The 6,422-nt window shown below is 74.0% G+C and carries 7 protein-coding genes; 4 read left to right on the forward strand and 3 right to left on the reverse strand.

Translation table 11 applies throughout. From position 1 onward, the window contains the following. The first annotated feature begins 17 nt into the window (after positions 1–17). Positions 18–1,190, forward strand: a complete 1,173-nt coding sequence (gene dnaJ / locus ABD268_RS21040) for a molecular chaperone DnaJ (RefSeq protein ID WP_344157268.1) — start codon at positions 18–20, stop codon at positions 1,188–1,190. Beyond that, positions 1,190–1,930 (forward strand): 16S rRNA (uracil(1498)-N(3))-methyltransferase, encoded by a 741-nt coding sequence (locus tag ABD268_RS21045; RefSeq protein WP_344157271.1) that lies wholly within the window; start codon positions 1,190–1,192, stop codon positions 1,928–1,930. Before dnaJ ends, ABD268_RS21045 begins: the two co-directional genes overlap by 1 nt. A gap of 25 nt (positions 1,931–1,955) precedes the next feature. Here the strand turns inward: ABD268_RS21045 and ABD268_RS21050 are convergent, their stop codons facing one another. From ABD268_RS21050 to ABD268_RS21060, 3 genes are read right to left on the reverse strand one after another with little or no spacing between them, the layout of a single operon-like run. Then, the gene (locus ABD268_RS21050; protein WP_344157274.1) at positions 1,956–3,005 is read right to left on the reverse strand and encodes a winged helix DNA-binding domain-containing protein; all 1,050 of its coding nucleotides are present in this window, start codon (positions 3,003–3,005) and stop codon (positions 1,956–1,958) included. A 37-nt stretch (positions 3,006–3,042) separates the two neighbouring features. Continuing rightward, a complete protein-coding gene (locus ABD268_RS21055) occupies positions 3,043–4,119 on the reverse strand; it encodes a Gmad2 immunoglobulin-like domain-containing protein (protein WP_344157277.1) in 1,077 nt (358 codons plus the stop codon). 1 nt (position 4,120) lies between these two features. Continuing rightward, positions 4,121–4,642, reverse strand: a complete 522-nt coding sequence (locus ABD268_RS21060) for a SigE family RNA polymerase sigma factor (protein WP_344157280.1) — start codon at positions 4,640–4,642, stop codon at positions 4,121–4,123. 108 nt (positions 4,643–4,750) lie between these two features. Between ABD268_RS21060 and ABD268_RS21065 the strand changes: the two genes are divergently transcribed. Further along, positions 4,751–5,098: an HIT domain-containing protein gene (locus tag ABD268_RS21065; protein ID WP_344157283.1), complete on the forward strand. Its 348-nt coding sequence runs from the start codon at positions 4,751–4,753 to the stop codon at positions 5,096–5,098. Further along, on the forward strand, positions 5,095–6,303 hold the full coding sequence (locus tag ABD268_RS21070; protein WP_344157286.1) for a hypothetical protein: 1,209 nt from the start codon (positions 5,095–5,097) through the stop codon (positions 6,301–6,303). The genes ABD268_RS21065 and ABD268_RS21070 overlap by 4 nt, the downstream gene beginning before the upstream one ends. Positions 6,304–6,422 lie beyond the last annotated feature (119 nt).

The raw sequence follows: 6,422 nt of genomic DNA on the forward strand, positions 1-6,422 counted from the left end.
ACGCGAAGGAACCCGACTTGAGTCAGGACCTCTACGACCTCCTCGGTGTCGACCGCGACGCGGACGCCGACGCCATCAAGAAGGCCTACCGGCGTCTGGCCCGGAAGCTGCACCCCGACGTCAACCCGGACCCCGAGACGCAGGAGAAGTTCAAGGAGGTCTCCCGCGCCTACGAGGTGCTGTCCGACCCGCAGAAGCGAGCGGCGTACGACCGCGGCGGTGACCCGTTCGGTGGCGCCGCCGGGGGCTTCGGCCAGGGCGCCGGCTTCTCGTTCACCGACATCATGGACGCCTTCTTCGGCGGCGCCGGTGGCGGTGCCGCGGCCGGCCGCGGCCCGCGCCCGCGGACCCGGCGCGGCCAGGACGCGCTGATCCGGCTCGAGGTCGACCTGGCCGAGGCGGCCTTCGGCGTGACCCGCGACCTCACCGTGGACACCGCCGTGCTCTGCGGGACCTGCCAGGGCGAGGGAACGGCGACGGGCACCCACCCGATCCCGTGCGAGACCTGCCGGGGCGCCGGCGAGGTCGCCCACGTGCAGCGCTCGTTCCTCGGCGAGATCCGCACCCTGCGCCCGTGCGCGGCCTGCCGCGGGTTCGGGACGATCATCCCCGAGCCGTGCCGGGAGTGCTCCGGTGACGGCCGGGTCCGCTCGCGCCGCACGATCACCGTGAAGATCCCGGCCGGCGTCGACAGCGGCACCCGCGTCCAGCTCTCCGAGCAGGGCGAGGTCGGTCCCGGCGGCGGGCCGCCCGGAGACCTCTACGTCGAGATCCAGATCGCCAGGCACGACACCTTCACCCGGCACGGCAACGACCTCCACTGCACGGTCACGCTGCCGATGAGCGCGGCCGCGCTCGGCACCACGCTGACGCTGCCCACGTTGGAGGCCGACGTCGAGCAGGGCGCCGACTCCGGCGTGGAGACCACGTTCGAGCTCGACATCAAGCCCGGCACCCAGTCCGGCACCGAGCAGGTGCTCCGCGGGCGCGGCGTCCCCGGGCTCCGGGGCGGGCGGGGCGATCTGGTGGTCACCGTCGTGGTGGAGACCCCGACCCGGCTCGACGAGCGCCAGGAGGAGCTGCTGCGCGAGCTGGCGGCCCTGCGTGGCGAGGAGCAGCCCTCGGGCCACGTCCGGCCCGGGTCGAAGTCGGTCTTCGGCCGGCTGCGCGACGCCTTCAACCCGCACTGATGTCGCTGCCGGTGCACGTCGTGCCGACCCTGGGCGGCGTGACGGTCGGCGCCACGGTCGAGGTGACCGGCGACGAGGCCCACCACGCGGTCGCGGTACGCCGGCTGCGCGTGGGGGAGCCGGTGGTGCTGACCGACGGCGCCGGGCGCTCGGTGACCGGGGAGGTGGCGAGCACCGGCAAGCGGGTCTTCGCCGTCACCGTCGCCGCGATCTCCGACGGAGCCCGGCCCGAGCCCGAGCTGGTCGTCGTGCAGGCGCTGCCCAAGGGCGACCGGGGCGAGCTCGCGGTCGAGATGCTGACCGAGGTCGGGGCCGCGCGGATCGTGCCCTGGGCGGCCGCGCGCAGCGTCGCGGTCTGGAAGGGCGAGCGGGCGGTGAAGTCGCTGGCCCGCTGGCGCTCGACCGCGCGCGAGGCCGCGAAGCAGGCGCGCCGGTCGTGGTTCCCGCAGGTGGACGAGCTCGCGTCCACCGCGGACGTCTCGGCCCTGCTCGGTGCCGCGTCGCTCGGCGTGGTGCTGCACGAGGAGGCGTCGGTGCCGCTGGCATCGCTCGAGGTCCCGGCCGCCGGCCCGGTCGTGGTCGTCGTCGGCCCCGAGGGCGGCCTCACCGAGGCGGAGGTCGCGACCTTCGCGGCCGCCGGGGCCTCCTCGGTCCGGCTGGGCGCCGAGGTGCTGCGCACCTCCACCGCCGGCGTCGCCGCCGCCGCGGCGCTGCTCTCCCGCACCCCCCGCTGGTCCTGACCCCGACCCGGCGCTCGTCGACGCGTCACAGGGCGAGCAGCGCGTCGACCCGAGCGACCTCGGCGTCGAGGTCCGCGCGCTCTGCCCGGGCCAGCCTGCGGAACGGGTCGACCTCGACGCGGCCGTCCACGAGCCGCCAGAGTCCCTCGAGCATCCCGTCGACGAAGACCGTCTGGGCGGTGCCACCGTTGGCGCCCATCCAGCGGCGCCGGTTCTCCGGGGTGGTGACCCGGTCCCGTCCCGCATGGGCGAGCCACAGGTTGTCGTAGGTGCCGAGCAGGCGCACCGGTGCCGGGGCGTCCTCGTCGGCGAGCCGGCCGTCGGGTACGTCGTACAGCGTCCGGGCGCGTTCGTCCTCGTACCGCACCAGGTCGTCCATGCCCGCGACCAGCTTCGCCAGACCGGTCACGCCGGACCAGGCCGTCACGTCCGCGGCCGTCGCCGGGCCGAACGCTCCCAGGTAGCGGCGTACGACGGCCGCGGGGTCGGGTTCGCCCAACGGTGTGTCCACCCACCGGTCGAGGCGGTCGTAGACGACCCCGCCGGTCTGCTTCCACCGGCCCCGCGGTGGCAGCTGGACCAGGGGAGCAGCGACGCGGGCCAACCCGCTCAGCGCGGCGACCGGGACCTCGGGGAACGCGTCGGCCAGGGACTCACCCAGGGTCCGGACGTTGACCGGGCCGGCCGCGAGCGCTGCGGCGAGGGCCGCGGCGAACGCGTCCGGGTCCAGGTCGCACGCGGGGCGGTACGTCGCGCTGCCCCGCATCTGCTGCTCGAGCCGCGCCTGGACCCACGGTCGTAGCGTCAGCGCGTCCTGGGCCGTGAGCAGGTGGATCGTGCCGCGCATCGTGAGCAGGCGGACCAGGGTCCGGTCCTCGAGGCCGCGGCTGACGTCGTACGGGTCGAACGACGTGAGCCGGGCGTGCAGCGAGAGGTACGGCGGCAGGTTGTCCTGCGCCTGCAGCCCGACGAGGTGCCGGACCATCGTGTCCACGGGCAGGTCCGTCCGGGCCAGCAGGTGCTGTCGCTGCAGCAGGGTCCGGTTCAGCCGGCGGGCGGTCAGGCGCGAGCTCACGACGGGTCGGCGCTCTCCTGCGTGAACAAGCTACGGGTCAGGGGATGGTGATGGTGCGGGTGTCGGTGAACGCGCCGCTGCCCTCCGTGCCTCCGGACGGGTCGTCGGTCATGGCCATCACGAGGTACCTGCCCGCCGGGACGCCGGAGAGGTCGATGGTGCCCGAGAACGGGAACAGCTTGTCGCCCATCCAGGCCTCGGCGGTGAACGGCTCCTGGGCCACGATCTCGGTGCCCTCGTAGCGCTGGACGCGGACGACGACGTTGGCCTCGAAGGAGTTGGCCACGCCCTCGACGGCCAGCTTGCCGTTGTCGACGACCTGGCCCTCCGACGGCGAGGTCAGGGAGACGTGGGAGAGCGTGTCGAGCACCGGGGCGTTGGCCACCGGTTCGGAGGTGTCCACGCCGAGCACCGTGTCGAGCGAGAAGTGGACCGGCACCCGGGACTGCACCGCGGCCTGCACCGTGTAGACGACCTGCTGCACCGCCTCGCGGGCGTACTGCTCGGTCATGCCCGCCGGCCGCTGCGCCAGCGAGCTGTCCACCACGACGTCGACGACGCCGTCCTTCAGCACCCCGTCCGTGAGGTCGCCGGGCTTCCAGGGCGTGGAGTAGTCGGGATCGTGCGGGTCGGCGACCAGCAGCTGCAGCGCGCCGTCGACCGGGTCGGTCGCCTCCACGCGGTCGAACTCCCGGTAGAGCCGCGGGCCCTGCGGGGTGTCCCCGAGGTAGTACCCCGCCAGCGTCGAGGACGTCGTCACCGGGGACGCGGAGGGCGCGCTGCTCGCGGTGGCGTTCTGGTCGGGGCTGGTGACCGCCTTCGTCGGCGTGTGCCGCGGACGGTGCGAGGCGGCCGGGGTGGTGTCGTCGGAGCCGGTGAGCCCGAGCTGGTCACCGGCGAACGCGATCGCGCCGATCACGGCGGCGGTGGCCACGACGGCACCGCCGACGGCGTAGGTCCAGGGGCGGCGAGCGGACAAGGGAGTCACCTTCGTTCGGTTGCGGATGGAGTCGAGGGCCTCGCGGGGCTCCACGTCGGACACGGCGTCCGAGAGCAGCGCGGCGAGGCGGGTGTCGTCGTCGGGTCGGGAGCCGGGAGTGTGGGGCTCGGTCACGTCAGTCCTCCCACTGGTCGCGCAGGCGGTCCCGCAGTGCGGCCGAGCCGCGCGACGCGTGGCTCTTCACCGCTCCGCGACTGATCCCGAGGGTGTCGGCGATCTCGGCCTCGGACAGGTCGAGGTAGTAGCGCAGCGCGAGGACCTCGCGCTGGCGCCGGGGCAGCTCCCGCATCGCGTCGAGCACGGCGTCGCGCCGCGAGGACGCGGTCACCTCCTCGTCGGCGCCGCTGGCGTACGCCGGCACGCTGCGCTCGGCATGCCGGGTCACGACCGCCCGGTGCCGCAGGGCGGACCGGGAGCGGTTGACCACGGTCTGGCGCAGGTAGGCCAGCGCGAGGTCGGGGTCGCGGAGCCGGGACCAGCGCGCGTGCACGGCCACGAAGGCGTCCTGGACGACCTCCTCGGCCGTCGGTACGTCGCGCACCAGCAGCACTGAGAGCCGGACCAGCCGGCGCCAGTGCGCGGCGTACAGCCGCTCCAACGCGTCGTCGGCGCTCCACACCTCGCGCCCCCCTTGCATGGGTCATCACGCTAGTGCCACGCGCAGGGTGGCCCGGGGGTTTACACGCGCGACGCGGGAGGTTTCATGGACATCCGTGTCAGCATGACCAGGACGAGAGGGAGACACATGGCTGCGGCATCCGACTGCCTGTTCTGCAAGATCGTGGCCGGGGACATCCCCGCCGAGGTCGTGCACGTGACCGAGCACGCGGTGGCGTTCCGCGACATCAACGCCCAGGCGCCGACGCACGTGCTCGTCGTTCCCCGGGCCCACTACCGCAACGCTGCCGAGCTCGCCCACGGCGACCCGGAGGCCACCGCCGAGCTGCTGCGGGTGGCCGCGGCGGTCGCCGAGGCCGAGGGGCACGAGGACTACCGGCTGGTGTTCAACACCGGCGAGAGCGTCGGCCAGAGCGTCTTCCACACCCACGTGCACCTGCTCGCGGGCCGCGCCATGACCTGGCCGCCGGGATGAGAGCCGCTCGGCTTCGGGCGTGGGCGGCGGTCGCCGCCGTGCTGGCGCTGCTCGCGGCCTGCTCACCGGGCGGTGCCGAGGACAGCTCCGACCCCGCCGCACCGTCCACCGACGGTGTGGCGAGCCCCGGTGCGCCAACCGCGACCGACGGGTACGCGAGCCCGGCGGCCCGGCCGAAGCCGGTGCCGCTGCGCGCCGGCGAGAAGCGGCTGACCCTGACGATGCCCGCGGAGTACACGCCCTCCGCCCCGACCGGGGTCGGCACCGACGACTACCGCTGCTTCCTGCTCGACCCGGGGCTGGCCCGGGACGGCTACCTCACCGGCACCAACGTGCTGCCGGGCAACCCCGACGTCGTGCACCACGTGATCCTCTTCCGGGTGAGCCCGGACCAGGTCGCCGCGGCCGAGCGCAAGGACGCGAGCGAGCCCGGCGAGGGCTGGACCTGCTTCGGCGGGACCGGGCTGGCCGGCGACTTCACCAACCTCGACGACGCCAACTGGCTGGGCGCCTGGGCGCCGGGCGGCAAGGAGTCCGTGACGCGTCCGGGGTACGGCGTCGACCTGCCGCGCGGGTCGCAGATCATCATGCAGGTCCACTACAACCTGCTCGCCGGTGACAGCCCGGACGCCTCGTCGGCGCAGATCCGGGTCGCCCCGCACAACGCCGGGCTGACGCCGCTGCACACGTTCCTGATGCCCGCGCCGGTCGAGCTGCCGTGCCGTCCGGGGCACGACTCGTCGCCGCTGTGCGACCGGGACGCGGCGGTGGCCGACGTGAAGGCCCGCTTCGGCGACGGCCCGGGCTCCACCAACGACCTGCTCTACTTCCTGTGCGGCGGCAAGCCGCAGCCCTCCCCGGTCACCTCGTGCACCCGGCGGGTGCTGCAGCCGACGACGATCCTCGGGGTCGCCGGCCACATGCATCTGCTCGGCAGGTCGATCCGGATCGAGACCAACCCCGGCACCCCGCAGGCGCGGACGATCCTGGACATCCCGGTGTGGGACTTCGACAACCAGGGCGCCAAGCCGATCCCGCCGGTCCACCTCGACCCCGCCGACACCGTGAAGGTGACCTGCCGGCACGTGCAGTGGCTGCGCGACGAGCTGCCGGCGTTCGAGGGCCAGGAGGAGCGGTACGTCGTGTGGGGCGAGGGCACCACCGACGAGATGTGCCTCGGCATCCTCCAGGTCGCGTTCGGCTGATATGTAGGGATCTCCTGTCAAGGGGCAGGGTGAGGCGCCGTCGCGACTGGTTGTCGTGGCGGCGCCTCTGTTCTGGCGTGGGGTCGGTGCGGGTTCAGCGTGTCTGCGACGCGCGGTCG

The sequence above is a fragment of the Nocardioides koreensis genome (assembly GCF_039531775.1).
Classification (GTDB): Bacteria; Actinomycetota; Actinomycetes; order Propionibacteriales; family Nocardioidaceae; genus Nocardioides; species Nocardioides koreensis.